This is a genomic window from Gelidibacter sp. F63206 (genome assembly GCF_023015735.1).
In genome coordinates this window covers 1-21,501 of sequence record NZ_JALKAU010000066.1, presented here as the reverse complement: position 1 = coordinate 21,501, position 21,501 = coordinate 1, and the positions used below count along the sequence as shown (strand labels likewise).

25 protein-coding genes and 1 pseudogene are annotated in these 21,501 nt (G+C 33.4%); 19 read left to right on the top strand and 7 right to left on the bottom strand.

Going from position 1 to position 21,501, the window contains the following annotated elements; genetic code table 11:
* On the top strand, positions 1-1,371 hold a 1,371-nt coding region (locus MWU32_RS03200), incomplete at its 5' end, for an amidohydrolase family protein (protein ID WP_246937724.1).
* A 319-nt stretch (positions 1,372-1,690) separates the two neighbouring features.
* Here the strand turns inward: MWU32_RS03200 and MWU32_RS03195 are convergent.
* Together MWU32_RS03195 and MWU32_RS03190 are read right to left on the bottom strand one after the other, a co-directional pair.
* The gene (locus MWU32_RS03195) at positions 1,691-1,981 is read right to left on the bottom strand and encodes a helix-turn-helix domain-containing protein (RefSeq protein ID WP_128251605.1); all 291 of its coding nucleotides are present in this window, start codon (positions 1,979-1,981) and stop codon (positions 1,691-1,693) included.
* Positions 1,971-2,327, bottom strand: a complete 357-nt coding sequence (locus MWU32_RS03190; RefSeq protein WP_246937722.1) for a type II toxin-antitoxin system RelE/ParE family toxin — start codon at positions 2,325-2,327, stop codon at positions 1,971-1,973. Before MWU32_RS03190 ends, MWU32_RS03195 begins: the two co-directional genes overlap by 11 nt.
* 726 nt (positions 2,328-3,053) lie before the next feature.
* Here MWU32_RS03190 and MWU32_RS03185 point away from each other — a divergent pair.
* From MWU32_RS03185 to MWU32_RS03135, 11 genes are all read left to right on the top strand, one after another.
* The gene (locus MWU32_RS03185) at positions 3,054-4,322 is read left to right on the top strand and encodes a tyrosine-type recombinase/integrase (RefSeq protein ID WP_246937720.1); all 1,269 of its coding nucleotides are present in this window, start codon (positions 3,054-3,056) and stop codon (positions 4,320-4,322) included.
* 4 nt (positions 4,323-4,326) lie between these two features.
* Positions 4,327-5,436, top strand: a complete 1,110-nt coding sequence (locus tag MWU32_RS03180; RefSeq protein ID WP_246937718.1) for a hypothetical protein — start codon at positions 4,327-4,329, stop codon at positions 5,434-5,436.
* A gap of 99 nt (positions 5,437-5,535) precedes the next feature.
* Complete coding sequence (locus MWU32_RS03175; RefSeq protein WP_246937716.1) at positions 5,536-5,820, top strand: helix-turn-helix domain-containing protein; 285 nt, start codon at positions 5,536-5,538, stop codon at positions 5,818-5,820.
* A gap of 79 nt (positions 5,821-5,899) precedes the next feature.
* Entirely contained in the window at positions 5,900-6,568 is a 669-nt protein-coding gene (locus MWU32_RS03170) for a hypothetical protein (RefSeq protein WP_246937714.1), read from the top strand.
* A complete protein-coding gene (locus MWU32_RS03165) occupies positions 6,565-7,080 on the top strand; it encodes a hypothetical protein (RefSeq protein ID WP_246937713.1) in 516 nt (171 codons plus the stop codon). Before MWU32_RS03170 ends, MWU32_RS03165 begins: the two co-directional genes overlap by 4 nt.
* Entirely contained in the window at positions 7,073-7,906 is an 834-nt protein-coding gene (locus MWU32_RS03160; RefSeq protein ID WP_246937711.1) for a hypothetical protein, read from the top strand. The genes MWU32_RS03165 and MWU32_RS03160 overlap by 8 nt, the downstream gene beginning before the upstream one ends.
* A 580-nt stretch (positions 7,907-8,486) precedes the next feature.
* On the top strand, positions 8,487-10,049 hold the full coding sequence (locus tag MWU32_RS03155) for a type I restriction-modification system subunit M (protein WP_246937708.1): 1,563 nt from the start codon (positions 8,487-8,489) through the stop codon (positions 10,047-10,049).
* A 1-nt stretch (position 10,050) separates the two neighbouring features.
* Complete coding sequence (locus MWU32_RS03150; protein ID WP_246937706.1) at positions 10,051-11,262, top strand: restriction endonuclease subunit S; 1,212 nt, start codon at positions 10,051-10,053, stop codon at positions 11,260-11,262.
* Positions 11,263-11,357: 95 nt separating this feature from the next.
* Positions 11,358-12,413, top strand: coding sequence for a DUF4268 domain-containing protein (locus MWU32_RS03145; protein WP_246937705.1), 1,056 nt, complete (start codon positions 11,358-11,360; stop codon positions 12,411-12,413).
* Between the two features lie 35 nt (positions 12,414-12,448).
* The gene (locus MWU32_RS03140; RefSeq protein WP_246937703.1) at positions 12,449-15,283 is read left to right on the top strand and encodes a type I restriction endonuclease subunit R; all 2,835 of its coding nucleotides are present in this window, start codon (positions 12,449-12,451) and stop codon (positions 15,281-15,283) included.
* A gap of 79 nt (positions 15,284-15,362) precedes the next feature.
* Positions 15,363-15,560 carry a hypothetical protein gene (locus MWU32_RS03135; RefSeq protein WP_246937700.1) on the top strand — a complete coding sequence of 66 codons (198 nt, stop codon included), beginning with the start codon at positions 15,363-15,365 and terminating at the stop codon, positions 15,558-15,560.
* 8 nt (positions 15,561-15,568) lie between these two features.
* Here MWU32_RS03135 and MWU32_RS03130 read toward each other — a convergent pair whose 3' ends face one another.
* On the bottom strand, positions 15,569-15,955 hold the full coding sequence (locus tag MWU32_RS03130; RefSeq protein ID WP_246937698.1) for a hypothetical protein: 387 nt from the start codon (positions 15,953-15,955) through the stop codon (positions 15,569-15,571).
* Positions 15,956-17,041: 1,086 nt separating this feature from the next.
* Between MWU32_RS03130 and MWU32_RS03125 the strand changes: the two genes are divergently transcribed.
* On the top strand, positions 17,042-17,302 hold the full coding sequence (locus MWU32_RS03125; protein WP_246937697.1) for a hypothetical protein: 261 nt from the start codon (positions 17,042-17,044) through the stop codon (positions 17,300-17,302).
* Here the strand turns inward: MWU32_RS03125 and MWU32_RS03120 are convergent.
* Positions 17,292-17,450, bottom strand: coding sequence for a hypothetical protein (locus tag MWU32_RS03120; protein ID WP_246937694.1), 159 nt, complete (start codon positions 17,448-17,450; stop codon positions 17,292-17,294). The two genes, MWU32_RS03125 and MWU32_RS03120, sit on opposite strands and share 11 nt — an antisense overlap.
* A gap of 210 nt (positions 17,451-17,660) precedes the next feature.
* Between MWU32_RS03120 and MWU32_RS03115 the strand changes: the two genes are divergently transcribed.
* From MWU32_RS03115 to MWU32_RS03095, 5 genes are all read left to right on the top strand, one after another.
* Positions 17,661-17,912 (top strand): hypothetical protein, encoded by a 252-nt coding sequence (locus MWU32_RS03115; protein WP_246937693.1) that lies wholly within the window; start codon positions 17,661-17,663, stop codon positions 17,910-17,912.
* A 3-nt stretch (positions 17,913-17,915) separates the two neighbouring features.
* Positions 17,916-18,179, top strand: coding sequence for a hypothetical protein (locus MWU32_RS03110; protein ID WP_246937690.1), 264 nt, complete (start codon positions 17,916-17,918; stop codon positions 18,177-18,179).
* Positions 18,180-18,185: 6 nt separating this feature from the next.
* Positions 18,186-18,344 (top strand): hypothetical protein, encoded by a 159-nt coding sequence (locus MWU32_RS03105; protein ID WP_246937689.1) that lies wholly within the window; start codon positions 18,186-18,188, stop codon positions 18,342-18,344.
* A gap of 181 nt (positions 18,345-18,525) precedes the next feature.
* Positions 18,526-18,921 (top strand): hypothetical protein, encoded by a 396-nt coding sequence (locus MWU32_RS03100; protein ID WP_246937687.1) that lies wholly within the window; start codon positions 18,526-18,528, stop codon positions 18,919-18,921.
* 2 nt (positions 18,922-18,923) lie between these two features.
* Entirely contained in the window at positions 18,924-19,193 is a 270-nt protein-coding gene (locus MWU32_RS03095; RefSeq protein ID WP_246937685.1) for a hypothetical protein, read from the top strand.
* 800 nt (positions 19,194-19,993) lie between these two features.
* Here the strand turns inward: MWU32_RS03095 and MWU32_RS03090 are convergent.
* Both MWU32_RS03090 and MWU32_RS03085 read right to left on the bottom strand, forming a co-directional pair.
* Positions 19,994-20,131: a hypothetical protein gene (locus MWU32_RS03090; protein ID WP_246937683.1), complete on the bottom strand. Its 138-nt coding sequence runs from the start codon at positions 20,129-20,131 to the stop codon at positions 19,994-19,996.
* Between the two features lie 111 nt (positions 20,132-20,242).
* On the bottom strand, positions 20,243-20,515 hold the full coding sequence (locus MWU32_RS03085; RefSeq protein ID WP_246937681.1) for a hypothetical protein: 273 nt from the start codon (positions 20,513-20,515) through the stop codon (positions 20,243-20,245).
* Positions 20,516-20,644: 129 nt separating this feature from the next.
* On the opposite strand from MWU32_RS03085, the pseudogene MWU32_RS03080 reads away from it, so the two are divergent.
* Positions 20,645-21,100: pseudogene (locus MWU32_RS03080) on the top strand (carboxymuconolactone decarboxylase family protein); the annotation flags it as partial.
* A 176-nt stretch (positions 21,101-21,276) separates the two neighbouring features.
* Here MWU32_RS03080 and MWU32_RS03075 read toward each other — a convergent pair.
* The coding region (locus MWU32_RS03075) for a hypothetical protein (protein WP_246937656.1) at positions 21,277-21,501 on the bottom strand (225 nt) is incomplete at its 5' end.

Below are 21,501 nucleotides of genomic sequence, written 5' to 3'. Positions count from 1 at the left end.
TATCCAGGAGTTCCTATCAAAGAAGGAAGGAGACCAGTTTTAAAAGCTGGAGGAAAAGAATTAAATGCAGAAGGAATGTACATTATGCCTGGTTTTGTAGATAGCCATGCGCACATTGGAGGCAAATCTCAAGGAACACCGGCAGAATACGTCTATAAATTATGGATGGGCCATGGCATTACCACGATTGTGGATCCAAGTAGTGGGAATGGTATTGCTTGGACTCTGGAAGAAAAAATGAGAAGTGAAAAAAATGAAATAACCGCACCAAGAATAAAAGCCTATACGTCATTTGGACAGAATAGCAAAAGCCCTATTGCTACCGATCAGCAGGCAAGGGAATGGGTGCGGAACAATGCCAAACTTGGAGCCGATGGCATCAAATTCTTTGGAGCGACACCCGTAGTGATGGCTGCGGCGTTGGATGAAAACAAGAAATTAGGGTTACGCTCAAAAATGCATCATTCACAAACCTATGTGGGGAGTTGGAATGTGTTGCATAGTGCAAGGTCAGGACTAACTTCTATGGAGCATTGGTATGGTTTGCCCGAGGCGCTATTTGATGATAGAACCGTTCAAGACTATTCATTGGAATATAATTATCAAAATGAGCAGGATCGTTTTGGAGAAGCTGGGCAGTTGTGGAAACAAGCAGCAGCACCTAATAGCAAAAAATATAACGATGTTATGGATGAGCTCCTGGCTCTTGATTTTACTTTGACACCCACCTTTGTTATTTATGAAGCCAATAGAGATTTAGCCCGGGCACGTCTAGCCGAATACCATCAAGAATTTACGCTTCCAAGCTTATGGGATTTTTATGCCCCTAGCCGCGAGTCTCATGGTTCGTATTGGCTTAATTGGGGAACTGAACAAGAGATCGAGTGGAAGGCCAATTATAAACTTTGGATGAATTTTGTCAATGATTATAAAAATAGGGGTGGAAGAGTAACAGTAGGTACTGATGCAGGGTTTATTTACGAACTCTATGGCTTTTCATATCCTCGTGAAATGGAACTTTTACGTGAAGCAGGATTTCATCCATTGGAGGTCATAAAAGCAGCGACTTTAAATGGTGCAGAAGCATTGGGTATGGAAAATGACATTGGATCTATTGAAGTAGGTAAATTGGCAGATTTTGTCATTGTAGAAGAAAATCCATTGGAAAATTTTCAAACGCTTTATGGAACAGGTGCTATTAGAATAACTGAAAATAATGAGGTCGTTCGAGTGGGAGGCGTAAAATACACCATTAAGGACGGCATTATTTATGATGCCAAGAAACTATTGTCTGATGTCAAGGAAATGGTCAGAAAAGACAAAGAAAGTAAAGGATATAAGATAACTCAACCAGGTATTCTAATGGATTAGAGCTTGATATCGCATTTCTTGTAATAGTCTTTAATTTCCATACATGAAAGGCACTACATATTAAGATTAATTTTAAAACTGTCATCATTGCTTACAAAACAGTTCTGATAGTTTATTGGTAATTTTTCAATGAGCAATATGATTTTTAAAACTTCCTCAGTACTCTAGTCTGCCATTTCTAGTAAATAGAAATTAATCAATAATCATTATTTTCTATGGATAATTCAGTTAACCACAAATTCATAAAAGCGACGTACAAGAATCGTACAATTTTAAAAATAAAAATACCGTAAACACTTTGTTGTAAAACGTACTTTTATCAGATTTCGATTGAAATATTAACCTTTCCTCCAAGTCCTTTTTCTACGATGTCAAATAAGGTTTTTAAAGTCAGATTACTACCATTATTTTCTACACGTGAAATATAAGTCCGCTTTTTGTCAATCAGTTCGCCCAGTTGTTCTTGTGTCAGGTTTTTTTCTTCTCGTGCATTTCGTAAAAGCAAGCCAATTTTAAATGATTCAAAATCTCTTTCGAGTTCGTCTCTGCGTTCAGTTCCTTTTTCTCCGTAAACGGTATCTTTGATATCTTTCCAGCTTTTAGTTTCCATCTCTTTTGTTTTTTTCTTCGTAATACTCTTTCATTAATCGGACAGCTTTGTCGATTTCTTTTTTCGGTGTTTTTTGCGTCTTTTTTGTAAATCCGTTTAAGAGTATAACTAACTTACCTTTGTCGAAGAAGCAAAAAAACCGCCAGATATCCGACCCTAATTTAATTCGAGCCTCATATAATCCTTTATGGGTTTTCATTGGTGCCAAATATGTTTTCGGCACGTGTTGAAAGGTTTCGATTATTTCGATGACCTTAAATATTTTGTCCTGAATCTTTTTCGGTTGAGCAAGTAGAAACTCCTCGAAATAATGTTTGTACTGTATTACTTGCCTAACTTTTTCCATTGGCACAAAGGTAACTTAAAAGTTACTATTTTCAAAATTCGGAATTGTGTTTTTTACAGACGGATTTTTCTTTGATATGTTTTACAACAATTGTATAATGAACATTATACTGCCAATTTAAGATATATTAAACATATGTTGAATATATCCTTTGTAATTTTCTTAAACCATTTTTTTGATAACGAAATTGTGCTATGGGGTTCTTATTTAATATGAATTTAAGCTATAGATGAGTTTTATAGTGTTTATGCCGATATTATTTGGGAAAAACATCTATCGATCTTCGATAGAAAATTAGTATTCATTGTCATTTAAAAACTCTGAGCCAAAACAATTCTTTTGCTCGTTGAGATTAAAGAAAAGTGATATTTATTTGAGTCAATGAATTTGTAAACATCAACATTTTCAATTTGATAATTACATCATCGATCCAATTAGAAATGCTATTAACAATAATGAAATTTTAACCGTACTACAGTCGTACTATAATAAAAACTAAAAATCCGTAAAGAGCTAACTCATAGCTATTTACGGATTAAATCTGTGGAGTCGGAGAGTATTGAAACTGTTATATTCTATTATGTCTTAGTTTGTTCAAATCCTTGTAAATCCCTTATAAACATTGGTGTTGTATGTGTTAATATAAAAATGAATTATATTTGATTATAACATAATTGTCAACTATATTGTCAACTATATTGTCAACTGTATTTTAATCCACAAACTATGACGCATTCATTTTTTTTAAAAGAACCTCAAAAAAGAATTGGAGATAAACCTACCTTAATTCTATTCACTTGCCATTTTAATCGGGAGAAGAAAAAGTTTGTTTATTCTACAGGAGAGCGCATTAGTCCCATCCACTGGAATTTTCTTGAGAACCGAACCAATTCGGCTAAAAACCACAGGGATTCAAATTACAAGACCATCCAGATGCAACTTGATAGATATACTAGCAAATTCCAAGAGATTGAAAGTTTATATACAAAAATAAACGAGGAATTCACGTCCAAGGACCTCAAAGAAGCATTTGATAATGAATTCAAAAAGGTGGCGGCTAATAAGAATCAGTTTTATGATGCTTATGATGCTTTTACAGGAGAGAAAATTAAAAGAAAAGAATGGAAACCTGCAACCATTAAAAGGTATAAAAACATCAAAAATCATTTAGAAAACTTTGAAAGGGAAAAGAAGTATAAGCTCACTTTTAATACCATAAATAACAAGTTTTACACAGAATTCATTGACTACTGCTACACGACCTTAGACCACAATACAAATACATTCTCGAGGAATTTGGGATTGTTTAAAACTTTTATGTTTTGGGCGTTGAAGGAAAGGTACACTTACAATGAAAGTTTTAAGGAGTTTGTCAAGCCTGAACGTGTCATTACAAAACAGGTGGCTTTGAATATAGACCAAGTCAAAGCTATCTTTGAATTTCAATGTAAAAGCAAGGCGTTGGAGAGGGTTAGGGATATATTTGTTTTTCAATGTCTGACGGGTCTCAGATACGGTGAATTAAAGCTTATTAATGAAAGAACTATTGTGAATAATGCGTTAGTTATTCAAGAGGAGAAAGATGTAACTAAAGAAACTCGAGAGGTGCCATTATTTGAGATTTCTAACTATATCTTAAAAAAATATAATTATAACCTTCCGTTGTTGAGCAATCAAAAACAGAATCAATTTATAAAAAAAGTCTTTGAAGATGCGGAGTTTACATTTGATGTGGAATATAGTAGAACAAAAAATAAAGAGCAAGAAATTAAGCATGAGGCTTTCAATAAACGTATTTCCACCCATACCGCTCGGAGAACTTTTGTGACAATAATGAAGAAAAAAGGAATAGCTGATAAAACTATTATGAATATGACTGGACATCGAGATTTAAAAACCTTCAACACCTACTACAAAGTTGATAATATAGCGAAAATAGATGCGGTTAATTTGGCATTCGGAGATATGGAATTACCTAAACTGAAAAAGGCCTAATTAAATGAAGAATCAATATAAGTTTTTAGGAATTTTAAGAGGGAGAAATTTCAACTTTATTAATAATCAATTGATTGAAGACTTAATAAAAAATGAAGTAATTTTTGAAGATCATTTAGATTATGGTGAGCCTGACAGTTGTCCAATGCATTTGTGCGCATTTATCTATTTTAATAATAAAGTGTTTCAGCTTAATGAGGTAGTTCTTGAAGAAATCTATTCTATATTAAAATACTACGTTGAGAAAGAAGCCGATTTTCAATATGGGTTACAACCGATTTTTTACAAATTAAATTCCATAATCGATAAGGACAAAAAAATTAAATATCTAAAAAAAACTTATGAGAAAATTTACCCTAAGGATTGGCAAACCTATTCAATGTATTTAGGGAGTGGTTCAAACGGCATTAAATCATGGAAAGAATGGACCTTCCTTAGCATAGAAGAATCCCCCAACTTGCTTAAACACTTTCTAACCTTGCCAGAACTTTCCGTTCCTTTTGAAACTACCGAAGAGGCACTGTCTCTTATTGAATCTCTTCATGTTTGCTATCATTTTATGAATGTGGCCAACGAAAACAGGGAAAATTTGGATTTAGATGGTTTTTTTAATTTGTTAGAGGAATGGAAGACTCTTTTTGAAAAGGAAAATCAATTACAAACTATTTTGAATAAAATTCATGAATTGGAAGCTGATTCTAACATAGCTAAAAATAAATTACATGCCACTATAAAGCCTAAAAGAAACATTCCGGATGTAAGTTTAGAAGTTCCAATTTCACTTCAGACCATATTTGATAATGATAAACTATATGCTACAACAATTGAAAAATTCATAAAAGAAGAACTTTTTCAGGTGAATGGAAATCGGTATAAACTTTTAAAACCAAAAGGTGAAAATAATTTATCGGATATTAGATGGGCTTGCGCTGTAGGAATGAAATTAAAAGAAAATAATTACTTTAAATTTGGCACAGAAGATATAGATGTCGTGAGGGCGTTGAATTATGATTTAGGTTTGAGTTTAACTAAGCAAAACTACAATTCTCTATTAAAAGTTAGGGATAATACCAAAACACAAGACTATTTTTCTCCGCTATTTTTCATTAATTAGTATCATTTATGTTTGACTTGTTTGACTGGTCAAAGTAGTAAAACTAAATCTTTTATCTAAATTATATTATTACGGTATCGTTTAACAAAACCATATCGTATGACTCATGTAATCCAACTTCAAAATATTTCTAAAGCCGAACTCTTCGAGCATTTAGAAGACATAATTGACAGAAAATTATCGGTTCTGGCCAACACTGATGAAAACGAAAAACTATCCATAAAAGGAGTTTCAGAAGAATTAGGTGTTGCTGAGTTAACAGTCCATAACTACATAAAAAAAGGATTGATTCCAGCTGTGAAAATCGGTCGTCGAGTTTTTATTAGACGCGTAGATTTAGATAACTCCTTAAAAGAAGTCAAATCCCTAAAATATAAACGCTAAAAACAACAAACCCTATAGCATCACCATAATGCTATAGGGTTTTTAATATTGTTTGAGTTTTAACACCAACACCAAACACATGCAAGTTACTATAAAGCAAAACTACATACAACTAATCAACCATTTTTGGCAAATTAATATGACCGAAGGTTTTAGTTCGTTAGAAATTTCCTTGTACTTCTATTTGTTACATGTGAATAATTCATGCTACTGGAAGCGTAATTTTAGTCACAACAATAAAAAAATAGAGGCTGTTCTTCAAATTTCTTTCAAAACTCTACAAAAAGGAAGGGATACTCTAAAGAGGAAAGGTTTAATCGATTTCAAGACAACCAATGGATCTCCCAACGTCGATTATTCTATTCTGACCTTGTCCAAATTTCCAAAGGTTAGTGACAAGGTTAAGGGGAGTGTTAGGGACCAGGGTAGGGATGAGATAAATAAAGAAAAAGAAAAACTAAACAACAACTCAGTTGTTGGTGATTTTTCAATGTATAAAAACGAATTCATAAAATCCGAAAACTCTGATTTAGTTAACGCTTACTATGAAGATTTCAAGTTGAAAAAAGGCGCACTCGCAAAACTTGTAGATGCATTTATAAACTCCCGTAAAATGACGAACATAGAACCTCATAAGAATTTTGATGGCTTTCTTAAGCATTTTCACAATTGGATGAATGTTCAAGCAAAAAAAAACAAGCTAACTGATCATATTAAGTTTTCGATCAAAAGCCCTGACTCATTATGACAATAAATAAGGCCATTAAAAAAATTCTGTGGAGAGTTACCGGGAATGGGTGGACAGCTACTGAAGATGATATCACTGCTATTAACTCGATTATTGATTATATAAACATGGAGAATGCATCACATACTTTAAATAATGAATTGGAATTTAAACTCTATGTTATTTCATTCATGGACAGCTTGATAATTCAAAATACATCTGTTTTTGATCCTATTCATCAAAAGGAATTCCATAAGCGAATTGGTCGTTCTAAAGAGTGCATTATAGACGATTTAAGAAAACTCTTAAATAACATTGCGCAAAATCAAATTATAGCCGATCGTGACATTTCAACTGAACATCCAATGACGGTGTCAGATGAAATAAATAAAAAGGATTTGATAAAGCTAAATGACGCAATAAAAAATCCCATAGAAAAAGCGATGTTGTTTGGCGATGTTTGGAGTTTTAAAAAAGTAATAATTAATATGACAAATATGTATAATCAATTTAAAGAAGACTATTATGATTGAAAAACTAAAATTTGAAGACATTGAAAGTGGTGGTAATAAAGCCATTGATTTTAAAAAACTACATGACACGTGCTTGGTTGATATCAAAGCCAAATTGAAAGACCCTCCAGTTGCATTAAGTATTGGAGAATATGCTTATAAAGGACGAAATTATCCAATCCCGTTTGGAACCTACGGTAACTTTTCATGCTTAGTGGGCGCTTCGAAATCAATGAAAACTTTTTTAAAATCAGCTCTTGTTGCGGGTTATATCGGAGGAAGGAGTAATTACTATTTTCCGAATTTAAAGGGACACGATACTGATGGAAAATACATATTGGATATTGACACAGAACAATCGACTTTCCATACGCAAAGAGTTGCAAAAAGAGTTTGTGAAATGGTAGGTTCTGAATTTGAATACTATAAACCTTTCGCCTTACGTGAGGAAAACGCTTCTATAAGATTCCAATTTATTGAATGGTGCATAATGGAAAGTGAGTATAAGGATAATTTAGGATTGGTTGTTATTGATGGAGCAGCTGACATTCTTGATACTGTTAATGATCTTGATGTTTCAAATAAAATAGTACAAGGAATGATGAAATGGACATCAAAATCAAACGCCCATTTATGTACTATTCTTCATAGAAACCACAATAGCGATAAGCCTACAGGGCATCTAGGAAGTACAATAATGAAAAAGGCTGAAACAGTAGCCTTTGTAACTAAGGATGAAAATGAAGTTTCCGTTACTGCAAATTATACGAGAGATTTTCCTTTCGAGGAATTTAAGTTCAAACTTAATGATGATTTCTTGCCAATGGAAATTACGGATCAATTCTAAATTAATAATGGAGTGGCGTAAACTTTGGATAATTAGACGACGTTACGCCATTTATATTATTTAATTATTTAAAGTCTTTGTTTATCATGGATTTCTCTATGTAGGAAAAAAAGCGTAACAACTAATCCACGCCACAAACCACGCCCAGGCAAACTGTACACACGCCTACAAAATAATTACCCAATACATCGAACATTTTAATCCACTTCACGCATTCTACACGTTTTTACGCCATAGAATTGCACCTATGTAATAGTATTGCGTGACGTTTTGTTGCGCAATTCACAATGGCGTACTTAGTTAAATCTTTGTTTTAGTGGGGAATAGGTATGTGTTAATAAAAAAGCGTGATGCAAAACTCACGCTCTTTTATTTATCAAATTATGCAAATTCATTAGCAACCCATTCAACTTAAAATCATTTTGAAATTTTAGTAAGCACTACCTTTATCTCACAGAGATTTATATCTTTATCAAATTAGATATCTTTATGCAATTATATATAAATGGCGCAAGTATTACCTAAAATGCTAAACCACGTCATCTACCGTAATGACGCAACCACAACTATAAACTAATCAATGAGCGAAGAACAAAAAAAACTACTCGAAACACAACTATGGAATATTGCCAACGAACTACGTGGCAAAATGGATGCCGATGAGTTTAGAGATTATATACTCGGATTTATTTTTTACAAATACCTTTCTGAAAAACAATACCTATATGCCAATCAGTTATTGGAAACTGAAAAGATAAAAGACTATCATAAGCTTACCAATGCCGAAGATTTGGCAGTTATTAGAGAAGAGTCTTTAATTAAGTTAGGCTACTATTTAGACCCAAACGAATTATTTAGTTTCATTGCGAATAAAGGGAATGCCAATACCGAAGATGAAAGCAACTTTATATTGGAAGATTTGCAAGCCATCCTAAATGGTATTGAGCAAAGTACAATGGGTACAGATAGCGAAGAGGATTTCAATCAGCTTTTTGAAGATTTAGACCTTAACAGTACCAAATTAGGTAGAACCACCGAAGCCAGAAACACCTTAATATCAAAAGTATTATCACATTTAGATAAAATTGATTTTGCGTTAGATGATATTGATGCCGATGTATTGGGTGATGCCTACGAATATTTAATAGGTCAATTTGCAAGTGGCGCAGGGAAGAAGGCAGGAGAGTTTTATACCCCACAACAGGTCTCCAAAATATTGGCCAAAATTGTAACCACGGGAAAAAAACGACTTAAAAACGTTTATGACCCTACATGTGGTAGTGGCTCATTATTATTACGTGTTGCCAGAGAAGTTGAAGTAGATGATTTTTTTGGTCAGGAATTAAACCGCACCACCTATAACTTGGCACGAATGAACATGATTTTGCACGATGTGCATTACCGTCATTTTGATATTAGGCAAGAAGATACTTTAGAGCATCCGCAACATTTAGATATGAAGTTTGAGGCAGTTGTTGCCAATCCACCATTTTCTGCCAAATGGAAAGGAAAAGACAACCCATTAAACGAAAGTGATGAACGTTTTAGTCAATACGGACGATTGGCACCTACCAGTAAAGCCGATTTTGCATTTGTGCAGCACATGGTCTATCAATTGGCAGATAATGGCACTATGGCTTGCGTGTTGCCACATGGTGTGTTATTTAGGGGTGGTGCTGAAGGCACCATACGTAAATATTTGATTGAAAACCTGAATTATTTAGATGCGGTTATTGGGTTGCCTTCAAACATTTTTTTTGGAACCAGTATTCCTACCTCTATTTTGGTATTAAGTAAATGTCGCGTCAACGATGCTGATATTTTATTTATTGATGCCTCTAATGAATTTGAAAAAGACGGTAATAAAAACAAACTGACCGAGGAAAATATCAATAAGATTGTCAACACCTATAGAGACCGAAAAACAGTTGACAAGTTTAGTTATGTCGCTACATTAGAGGAAATAAAGGAAAACGATTATAACTTAAACATCCCTCGTTATGTGGATACATTTGAAGAAGAAGAGCCAGTAGATTTAAATGCTATTTCCTCTGCTTTACAAAATTTAGAAAAAGACATAACTGAAACCGATTCAAACATTGCAGATTTTTGTAAACAATTGAATATTAAAACACCGTTTTAAGATGAAGGAATTATATCGAGTGCCAAGATTAAGGTTCCCGGAGTTTGAGGGAAATTGGAAAGAACAGCGGTTAAAAAGCCTTTTTAGTGTGTTTAGAAGTGGAAACTCTATTACCTCTAATTCTATATATGAAACAGGAAAATATCCCGTTTACGGTGGTAATGGGCTAAGAGGCTATACGGATAATTATACACATAGTGGTTTCTATTTGTTAGTTGGTCGTCAAGGTGCTTTGTGTGGAAATATTAATCGATCAGTTGGAAAAGCTTTTATTTCTGAACACGCAATTGCAGGGAAAGCAGACAAAAATTCAGATACAGAGTGGCTTGCCCAAAAATTAGATTATTTAAATCTTAATCGTTTATCAGAATCTTCAGCGCAACCAGGTCTTTCAGTAACAAAACTCCTTCGCTTAAAGTTAACCGTACCACAATTATCAGAACAACAAAAAATAGCCAGCTTCTTATCTTCCGTAGATAAAAAGATAGATCAATTACAACAAAAGAAAAGTCTTTTAGAGCAATATAAAAAAGGCGTGATGCAACAATTGTTTTCGCAAGAATTACGATTTAAAGATGAAAATGGTGATAACTATCCTATATGGGAGAAGAAGAAATATAAGGAAATATATACATTTTACTCAACCAATTCACTTTCAAGAGATAAATTGAATTATGAAAATGGTGAAGTTCAAAACATACATTATGGTGATATTCATACAAAATTCTCCACCTTATTCGATATAGAAAAAGAATTAGTACCGTTTGTAAATTATGATGTTAACATAGACAACATAAAAACAGATAATTATTTAAAAAAGGGCGATTTATTGATTGCTGATGCTTCCGAAGATTATAAAGATATAGGTAAGACTATTGAAGTGGTTAATTTAGCTAACAAAAAAGTAATTTCGGGTTTGCATACTTTTCACGCAAGACCAAATAAGTTTAAAATGGCTGTTGGTTTTGCTGGCTTTATGCTTCAAACTTGGTATGTTAGAAAGCAAGTAATGAAGATCGCTCAGGGAACAAAAGTTCTTGGACTCGCAACGGGTAGGTTAGGTGAAATTAAACTTAATATTCCGTGTATAGAAGAACAAACCAAAATCGCCAACTTTCTAAGTGCCATAGATAAAAAAATAGAATCTGTAAACGCTCAAATAGAAACAACGCAAGAGTTTAAAAAAGGCTTGTTGCAACAAATGTTTGTTTAATATTTTTAAAAATAATTTATAATTGTCATTTTATGTATCGAATAAATAGTGATAAAAAAAATATCATAAAACTTGAGAAGTGCTTATTCTCTGAATTGAAAATTAGGGAGCGTGAACATCTTCAAGAATGGATAGCTAAAAACCCTGAAATCCTTGGTGAGGAATTACTAATTATTCAAAAAGAATTCGATGGTTTTAACGAAACTTCTGAACGGCTTGATCTTTTGGCCTTAGATAAAGCAGGCGGTGTGGTTGTGATTGAAAATAAGCTCGATGACACTGGTAGAAATGTCATTTGGCAAGCGTTAAAATACGTTTCATATTGCTCTACACTAACCACAAAACAAATTATAAAGATTTATCAAGTGTATTTGGATTCTCAGGGATTTATTGAAGATGCCCAGGAGAACATCTTGGAGTTTTTGGATGTGGAAGAGGAGACGCTTCTACTTAACAGAAATGATCAGCGTATCATCTTTGTGGCTAATAATTACAGAAAAGAGGTAACAAGTACGGCGCTTTGGTTATTGCAACACAATATATTGTTGCAATGTTTTAGAGCAATTCCTTACAGAATGGGCGAAGAGATGTTTTTACAGATGGAGCAAATTATTCCACTTCCAGAAACTAAAGAATATATGATTAATGCCATGGAGAAGGAAATGGAGGAAAAATCAAAAAGTAAAACAGTAGCAGAATCAGAAGCAACTTTAGTTCAATTTTGGACGAAATTAAAAGTTAGTCTAACCAAAAATGGAGTTGATTTACTTGATAACGTTTCAGCTAAACCCTATTACAATATCGGTTCTTCTAGAGGACGAGGTACATTCGCTTTTTGTATAGGTCGAAAAGGATATAGAGTTGAATTATATTTTCCACAAGATTCAGAAAAAGAACTTATTGACGCTATGCATCAATACAAGGATGAGATTGATACAAAATTCACATTGGGCAGTATAGAATGGGAACGATTAGAAGGGAAGAAAGCTTCGCGAATTAAGTTTGAAAGGAAAGCCGGAGAAATTACTGGAAACGAAAATAGTTGGGCAGATAAAGAATATGACATGTTTATTGATTGGTATACGCATGCAATGAAAGAGTTTTACGATGTTCTCATGCCAATATTAGCGAAAGTGAATAATCAATTTTAATGAAACTTTAGCCTACTCACTTATTTAAAGATTAAATGACCACACAACCAGAATACGCTTTAGAAGAAAACCTAATAAATCAATTAGAGGAAATAGGCTATAAAAAAATTGTCATAAAAGATGAGCATGACCTTATTGCCAATCTGAAAAGTCAACTCGAAAAACATAACAAAGCAACCTATTCTGAAAATGAGTTTAAGCAAATCCTCAACGATCTTTCTAAAGGCAATGTCTACGAAAAAGCCAAAATATTAAGAGATCGAATCGCCTATACTAAAGATGATGATACTACAGGTTATGTAGAGCTTATCAACCAAATTCATTGGTGTAAAAACCAATACCAAGTGACGCATCAAATCTCTATGGAAGGATCGTATAAAAACCGTTACGATGTGACCATTTTGATTAACGGATTGCCTTTGGTCCAGATTGAGCTAAAAAAGCGTGGTTTGGAAATGAAAGAAGCATTCAACCAGATCAATCGTTATGAAAGACATTCCTTCACCGCAGGTAAAGGCTTATTTCAGTTTGTGCAATTATTTGTAATCAGCAATGGCGTCAATACCAAATACTTTGCGAATAATCCTGTAAAGGCCAGATCCTTTAAACAAACTTTCTTTTGGGCAGATGTTGAAAATAATATCATCACTCAGCTAAGCGAATTTGCAAACATCTTTTTAGAGCCATGTCATTTATCTAAAATGATTACTAAATATATCGTTTTAAACACCAATAATATCTTGATGGTTTTAAGACCCTATCAATATTATGCTACGGAAGCTATTGTTGAACGTGTCAAAAATGGTAATAAATTTGGTTATATATGGCACACTACGGGTTCTGGTAAAACATTGACCTCATTTAAAGCGGCTCAAATACTTACCAATCTGGAAGCTGTGCATAAAGTTGTTTTTGTGGTTGACAGAAAAGATTTGGATTACCAAACCATTAAGGAGTTCAATAGTTTTAGTGAAGGGAGTATTGACGCCACAAATAACACTAAGGCTTTAGTAAAACAATTATCAGATGACACCAAACTTATTGTAACCACTATTCAGAAATTAAATACAGCCATTTTAAAGCCAAAACACATGGCGAAAATGGATCCTTTAAAAAAGAAGAAAATTGTTTTCATTTTTGATGAATGCCATCGAAGCCAATTTGGAGATACGCATAACAGAATAAAATCTTTCTTTGATAAATCGCAGATGTTTGGTTTTACAGGAACACCAATTTTCGCAGATAATTCGGTTAAAAATGCTTTAGGAAAACGAACTACTAAAGACTTGTTTGAAGATTGTTTACATAAGTACGTCATTACGGATGCCATTCGAGATCGGAACGTATTGAAGTTTTCTATTGAGTATATGAATACGGTTAAACTTAAAGAAGATGTTGTAGATATTAAGGTTGAAGATATCAATACAGCAGAAGTTTTAGAGGCGCCTCAACGTTTAGAAAATAATGTGAACTACATTATTAATCATCACGACCGCAAAACACATGGCAGAAAGTTTACGGCCATCTTTTGCGTTCAGAATGTCAATACTTTAATCAAATATTACGAACTGTTTAAAGTCAAGAAAGAAGCTGGTTTGCACGATTTAAATGTGGCCACCATATTTTCTTATCAAGCAAATTCGCCAGATGAAGATGCCAATGGCTTTATTCCAGATGAAGAGTTTTTGGATTTGGCAGCAGAGCCAGAATCCCTTTATGAAACCCAACATAGAAGAGATAAGTTAGAAGCGTTTATTGCCGACTATAATGGCATGTTTCAGATGAATTACTCTACCAATGACTTCTATGGATACTATAAGGACATTGGCCAACGGGTTAAGAACAAACAGGTAGATGTGCTTTTAGTAGTCAATATGTTTTTGACTGGATTTGACAGCAAGTTGCTCAATACTATTTACGTGGATAAAAATTTGAAGTATCATGGTTTGATACAAGCATATTCACGAACAAACAGAATACTGGACGAAGTCAAATCACAAGGCAACGTAGTTTGTTTCAGAAACCTTAAAGAGGCCACAGATGAAGCGATAACCCTTTTCTCGAACAAGGATGCCATTGAAGAAATCATAATTCAGCCCTATGAGGATTATATAGAAACCTTTAATGATGCCGTTGAGCGTGTATTAGCTGTTGCGCCCACTTTTGAAAGTGTAAATGATTTAGTTTCAGAAAAAGAGGAACTGGAATTCGTCAAAGCATTTCGTGACTTAATGAGAGTCAAGAATGTGTTAAGCACTTTTACAGAATTTAGTTTTGAAGATTTGGGCATGGATGCGCAGACTTTCGAGAATTATAAAAGCAAGTACCTTGATCTCTATGATGCCATTAAATCTGAGACTCAAAAAGAAAAAGTATCTATTCTCAATGATATCGATTTTGAATTGGAGTTAATAAGACGGGATGAAATAAACGTTTTATACATCTTGACCTTGCTTGCCAAACTTTATGAGTCCCAACCGAAAGAGCAGGAGAAGCAACGTAAAGCAATTTCTGATATGTTAGCATCAGAAACTCAGCTGCGAAGTAAGAAAGCCTTGATCGAAAAATTCATTGAAGAAAACCTGCCATTAATAGGAGGTTCAGAACAAGTAAACGATGCGTTTGATTCCTTCTGGACACTTGAGAAGAAGAAAGCAATTGAAAACATTTCCAAAGACGAAAACTTAGATTTTAATAAGTTGGTGGATGTGGTCAGTAATTATCTGTTTACAGAAAAAGAACCCCTACGTGATGAAGTCATAGCCGTCATGAACGAAAGACCAAGCTTAAGAAACAGAGCGAGTATCTCAGAACGAGTGCTGAACAAAGTCAAGGATTTTGTGGAAACGTTTATTAATGGGATGGGGTAGGAGCATGTTTTTGAAATATGCTTGCCATTTATTGTGAATCAATTTTTGGTTCTGATTATTGTTTTCTAAAACTTGAATTATGAAAAATGCACTTAAAGAATTATTAAATAAAATTGATGAATTAGAAACACAATTAAGAATTCTACAGATTTTAGAAAGCATTAATAATACTCAGGTTATCGAGCCAATTAAACCAAAAAGAAACTATCCCGTCTTGACGAACTTAATAGTTTTCAAAAATAATTTATTTTGTATTTTCTTAGTAAGAACGAAATAAAAAAGAATTTAATTTAGTGGTAACACCCAATAAAAATTGAGTTTTAACTGATCTGAAAAGCAAAGATGCTTCTGTGTTTGATGGTTTGATGGAAGTTCCATATTCCCAAAATAACTTTGGATTTTCTCTTCAATTTCTTTTATAATGCCTGAGTTTGGGTTTTCTCGATGGAGATTCCCATATAGTTTTTCAAAATTGTTTTCTCTTAATTCTTCAGGTATCTGTTTAATGATATTTTCTAAACTTAATAATTCAGAAAAATTATCCATTGATGGTAGTCTTTTACCGCTTTTTTCTCCATTTCTATAGGTGGAAGCAATACTAGCACCTGCACCTAATATAACTACATGTCCACCACCACCAAATACTTGATTAATACCTTCTTCTTTTGTCATACTTACAGAGTTTGGTTTAAATGAGATCTAACGTTTATATGAAAAGTATGGGATTTCTTGCAATTACTTTTCAGGTTATAACTATTGTTATTTTTTGTGCCGAAATATAGGGTTGGCACTTAAGTCCTTATTTTTTATATACGGCTTACCTGCTGTATTTTATATTTGTTTAATTTAGTGAAAATTTTCTATTATGCGAGAATTGATAAAATTTTTAAAAACCGAAACATTTAAAATTTCATAAGCATTTAATGATGTTGTGAAGGATTGGTTTAAAGAGGAAATGTTGGAAAATAAATCCTCTCCCCCCTTTATCCTTTTTATATAGATAATTTAGACGTTCTAAACATTTAATCTTCGATGTAGATATTAACGATTTGATTTTCTTTGAATTTTAATTCGTATGTACGCCAAGGGAATTTTATTCACAATGTAGTATAATTGTTGTTTTCTGTTCTAAGTGCGTTGAATTCTTCTTGTGTCATTCTGTTTTTTTATTGCCTAAATCTGCAAAATACTTTGTATTTCTGTATTTATGCATGGGTAAGCAAGCACATCATTGTAAAGCCCAAAGATTACGAGAGTGCATAGATGTAGATACGGCTGGGATCGAGAGAAACCACGCCTCTGGCGTGGCAGGAAAGATGCCATTACCTGGGGAGATCTCTATAACCACGAGTTGGTATAATAGAGAAGTCAGCACCTGCCCGACTGAGTCATTCAGGCGGGGAGGTCAAGGTACCTAAAAGGAACGAGATGCAGAAAACTGCATAGGTCTTGCAATTGGGAAAGGACTGAACGCTATCCTTTCGAAAATTAAATAAGTAACAGAAATATCTGTAGCCTTATCATAAACTACGAAATAGTTCCAATTGGTGTAAAAAGAGCGATTGGGAAGATGGTTTGCGAACCGCGTATACGAGACCCGTATCCCGAAAGCTTTCGGGAGTGGTGTGAAGAGTGCATTCCGTCATTTGATGGCGGAGCCAACCACTCGATTATATGCAGGTTTTTGTTCGGAGTTTTCTTTATCTGTTCTGCGTTCCACTTTGTTTTATTTTGTTAAATTAGTGAAAATATTATTCTATGTTGTCAAAAGAACATCTTGATTTTTGCAAGGAAGTTAAAAACCTTTGTCTTGAAAACGACGGCTCTAAATCTATATTGATTAGTTGTAGTGAAGACGAGCCAAAGTCAGTTATGTCTTCATACCCTATTCCAAACTATGAGGTTGTTATAGACATATTCAAAAAAATATATGGTAAAAACTACGATGAATCAGAAGAAGATAAGGCAGAGCAGTATAAAGACTGCATAAATATATTCTTTCATTTGGTTATATCGTGAATTTGAAATGTATTTCTTCCGCTTCTTTTGCTTTTAAAATCTGTTCATAGAGTTTATGCTCTTTGTTCAGCTTTTTAAGGTTTACATTCAGAGCGTTAACGATTATTTCTACTTTTGCATCGTAGTAGCCTACACCTAAATCCTCCATGTACTCTTTTTAATGGGCGTTGGTTAAAAATTGCGTACATCCATATTGCAGTTGGTTCTGTTTTTAACATTTTTTTATTTTTGTTGCGGAAATCCGAAAATTAATTCGTATTTCTGTATGTATATTTTTTAAAGGGTATTTATGGTAGTCAATTATACAAAATTCAAATTCACGGAAGGTTTTAGTTTCAAACCTATCGAAACTGCCACAATGGAACGGTTGGATAATTCTTTTAAGGTGAGTATTTATCCTTATTACAATTATTCGGGCATATATTATGTAGAATCCGTAAAAAGAAAAATATTTGGAACTGTCATCTTTAGGACAATGAAGTCCGATGAAGAAAATTCTGATTTGGATTTATTAAATTCTTTCAACGAGTACTTCATTTCCATATCTCCCGACGGAAGTAGGGTTTCAATTTATAAAAAAAGTTTAGAAGGTATCATGCTAAAATTTTAATCTATGTTTTTCAAAAAAAAACCTCCGCAAAAATCGCTTGAAAATGATTTGATAAAAATGTTTGATGATTGCATTAAGATAGCTCTAAAAGATTCTCCGAATTCCTTCTTGGATGGGTATATAATTGCGGCTTCTATTGAGGAATCTAAAAAAACTGCATTAAATAATGATTTAGAACTCCACATTCATTACAATCTTGATATTTCAGAGATTAAGGATATCATAAATCGTGTTCATAAAAGAGCATTGAGTATTTATCTTAAATAGTTTATTATGTCAGAATTAGAAAATCAACTGAGTTTTAATCTCTTAATGATTGGCGTCAAATTAAACGCTTTAAAAGAGGTTTTATCGGACAAACAGTTAGAAGCTTATAATAATTACATCATAAATAAAGTAAAGTTGTTGGAATCTGATATTAGGAAATTATGATCTCCCGAACAAGCTGACGAAGTACTTCGAGGTTTTCTGGGGTAGGTTCTACCTTATTTATTAAAGCTTCTAACTTTTCAAATGGGTTTGCATTTTTTTGTTCCATTTCATTTTTATTTTTGTGTGTTTCCGAAGTTTATTTTGTATTTCTGTTATTGTTTTTATCTAAAATCAACTGTTTATGAAAAATATATTTATTCTGTTCTTAACAATTGCGTTTTTCTCATGCTCTTCCAACGACGATAATTCTTCAAATGATAACAATTTAATAAATCCTCCAAATTGGATTCAAGGTACTTGGCTTTTAGAAACGTCTCCAATTACGAGCGGTTTTAGATTCACTTCCAATGATTTCTGTTTAATTTCGTCTACTTCCGAAATTTGTAATAAGGAAACGCTTAAACTCTACCAAGGTTCACAGGTAATCACCAATGTTAAAGAGAAAATATCGAGCGGTAATTATGAACTTTCTATTACTATTGGTTCCTCAATTCAGACTTATAGGTTCGAAAAAGTATCCTCTACTGAAATCCGTTGGCTTGACATTGGTGTCAACGCAATCTATACAAAACAATAATTATGAGCCTAAAAAGTACAGATAGGAACGAAAGGATATATTATTTCTCCGAAAATCCACCTGAAAATGAATACCCAAATAAAGAGTCTTTCTATTTTAGAATAGTTGGTTATGAAATTGACGACAAATCAAATGTCATTCAGTTTGTTATTATCAGGATTTTAAGTTTCTATTTGGGAGATAATTTGGGAGAAAAGGATTTTAAATTTTCTTCCCCATATATTCCTTTGAGCTTGGAAAATGCTGTTCGGGCTTCGGAAAAGTTAAAGTAGCTCCATCTGGGGATACAGAGAAATCCGCTTTAAGTCCGTTTTGACGGTCTTCCATCATAATTGATCTAAGTATTTCGTTTTATCGTTCTTTAGAACACTCTCTAAATTGTTCAATGTCAAATTCCATTTCTATTAGTTTTTTTAGAAACGTTCTATGCTTTGTTGGACTTGCATATAACTTATATATACTATCACAGAACATATCCATTATAAGTTCATTTGAATAGGTAACAGTAGTTGTAAGTGTTTTTTTTGCTTAACAAGGTATGGTATTTAATAATATTGAACAACTGTAAGTATTTCTTCATAGAAGAATATTAACACTCCTGGTGGAGGAAAAAGGAATTTGATGTAATTATGTGAATTCATTGTTAGAATTGGAAGTCAACTTGTTCACATAAGAAGTTACAATTTACACTAAAAAGGACCTCCAAATTGTCAACTAAATTGTCAACTACAAAAAGAAACCCTTGAATACACTGGATATTCAAGGGTTTTTAGTGGAGTCGGAGACAACGACCATATCTTTAACTTCCTAGTGTCTATGAGCCTTTCCAAAGGGTCTCTTTTTAAAGGTCACCGAATTGGTCTCGATTTAACAAATTTTAACGTTTGAGGTGTAAAAAGAAGACTAATGGAGTTTAAAAATAATTACCTCATAAAGCTGAATTCTACGTATCCGAGAGACTGCACTACAGAATTTATCCCATCAGGAGTTCTTCTAGTTATTTGTATGATGTGGTCAGGTATTCGTTCTAGGGTTTTCTGTAGCCATTCTTTAGGGTTGATTTTATTTAATTTTAAATAATCCGAAGAAGAAATAAAGCATAGATCCATCCTCTGCTGCCATGTGCTATCTGTGAAAGAAGTAGGTCTTTTTTCCAATGGACATAGACTTGATTGCTTTTCAATCGCATATAAATAATAACTAATTTCAAAGAATCAATTTTCTGTTTAACATTACCTTATGTCTATAAATGGTGAAATGTACACTTAATTACTCAACACTAATTTGTGACTATGGAAACGAGTTTATTATTTTGTTTGACTCAATGTGGATAGAACACTGTACCTGTTATTGAGGTTTTATCTGATAGGAAGTGTTCCATGCCCAAATTGCTGTTCGAGTTTTTATCCGTACGATCAAAAACACGTTTTTCAATGACTAATGGAATCATGACATTGTTAATCAAATATTGATTTTTGAAAAAATGCTTTCCTTGGCGATTCTCAATAGCGGTAACTTTTAGTATTAAAAATATGGAATTTGTTTGTTCTGTGATTGATGTTTCCAGTTGCGCTACTGCTCGTAGGATATCCAATATTGGTTTGTAAAGAGCCGTTTAGACCTAGTGTTTTTTCTTTACGCAAAATAATATTTATAATTCCGACTGTGCCTTCGGCATCGTAACGAGCTGATGACGATGTTGTAACTTCAACGCGTTAAAGGGCTTCGCGGAGCTCCTGGCATTCTTGAAGAATACCAAACGTTACATGAGTTATTTGCAAAGTCCTCATTTGTCAATGAATAATTAAAGGTGGTATGGCAAACCATAAATGTTGAGCACGCTTGTCATTATTGTGTGCCAGCTCATACAGGAATTGCTAAAATGATGCATGTAGATGATGCCATCACGGAAGCACTGCGTAACGAAACACCACTCGAAAACCCGAAATTAGAAGCATTGCGTACGATGACTTTAACGATTGTTAGAAATCGTGGACATGTCACAAAAGACGATTTGGATTCATTTTACGACGCTGGTTATTCGGAAAGACAAGTTTTGGAAATCATCTTAGGAATATCTCAAAAAACGATCAGTAATTATGTCAACCATATTGCAAACACTCCAGTAGATGCAGGCTTCAAAAAATTTGCTTGGTCAAAAGAACATGTAGATTCATAATGACCACAGTTTGATTGATAGCTTTAAACCTTCCGTTACTTCGGAAGGTTTATATAAAAAAGCTTAAAATTACCTTGTAACCTGAGTTCGATTGATAATATTTGATTTTTTTGTATAAAAAAAGATAGATTTTTAGTAAATTAAAGTGTTGAAATTCAATTTGTTAATCTAAAAACCTATCCATGATAATCTATTCTAAAGTTACTGAAATTTTTTGTATCGTCGATGAATTTTGCAGGGAATATTCCGAAGTGGTCGACAAATCCCTTATCGGCAACAAGCCCAAACGCCCTCCCGTTATGTCCCAGAGCGAGATAATAACGATAGCGGTTATTTTCCAGTTGAGCGGTTTCAGGTGTTTCAAGCACTTTTATCTTTTCTACGTGAAGACCCATATGAAA